1 protein-coding gene is annotated in these 1013 nt (G+C 67.1%); it reads left to right on the top strand.

Features of this window, described 5'->3' with window-relative positions; all coding sequences use genetic code 11:
* The coding region (gene ccrA / locus AC559T_RS14120; protein ID WP_498868984.1) for a crotonyl-CoA carboxylase/reductase at positions 1-1013 on the top strand (1013 nt) is incomplete at both ends.

The raw sequence follows: 1013 nt of genomic DNA, 5'->3' as shown, positions 1-1013 counted from the left end.
TGGATGAGGTGGCGACGCCGGAGTTGGGGCCGGGTGAGGCGTTGGTGGCGGTGATGGCGTCGTCGGTGAACTACAACACGGTGTGGACGTCGATTTTCGAGCCGTTGTCGACGTTCGGGTTCCTGGAGCGGTACGGACGGACGTCTCCGCTGGCGAGCAAACATGACCAGCCCTACCACGTGGTGGGGTCGGATCTGGCGGGGGTGGTGCTGCGGACCGGGCCGGGGGTGCATGCGTGGCACCCGGGGGATGAGGTGGTGGCGCACTGTCTGTCGGTGGAGTTGGAGCGTCCCGAGGGTCACAACGACACGATGCTGGATCCGGAGCAGCGGATCTGGGGGTTCGAGACGAATTTCGGTGGTCTTGCGGAGCTGGCGTTGGTGAAGGCGAACCAGTTGATGCCGAAGCCGGGGCATTTGAGTTGGGAGGAGGCGGCGGCGCCGGGGTTGGTGAACTCGACGGCGTACCGGCAGCTGGTGTCGCGTAACGGGGCGGGGATGAAGCAGGGCGACGTCGTACTGATCTGGGGAGCATCAGGAGGACTGGGGTCCTACGCCACGCAGATGGTGCTGCGCGGCGGGGCGATTCCGGTGTGTGTGGTGTCCTCGGCGGAGAAGGCGGCGATCTGCCGGGCGATGGGCGCGGAGCTGGTGATCGACCGGGCGGCGGAGGGGTACCGGTTCTGGTCGGACGAGCGGACGCAGGACCCGCGGGAGTGGAAGCGCCTCGGGCGGCGGATCCGGGAGCTGACCGGTGGGGAGGATCCGGACATCGTGTTCGAGCATCCGGGGCGGGAGACGTTCGGGGCGTCGGTGTTCGTGGCACGTCGCGGCGGGACGGTGGTGACGTGCGCGTCGACGAGCGGGTTCGTGCACGAATACGACAACCGGTACCTGTGGATGAACCTCAAGAGCATCATCGGGTCGCATTTCGCGAACTACCGGGAGGCGTGGGAGGCGAACCGTCTGGTGGCGCGGGGGATGGTGCATCCGACGTTGTCGAAGGTGTATCCG

It is taken from the genome of Frankia sp. Hr75.2, assembly GCF_949319125.1.
GTDB lineage: Bacteria > Actinomycetota > Actinomycetes > Frankiales > Frankiaceae > Parafrankia > Parafrankia soli.
Note: the sequence above shows the minus strand (reverse complement) of the source record. Positions and strands in the feature narration are given on the sequence as shown.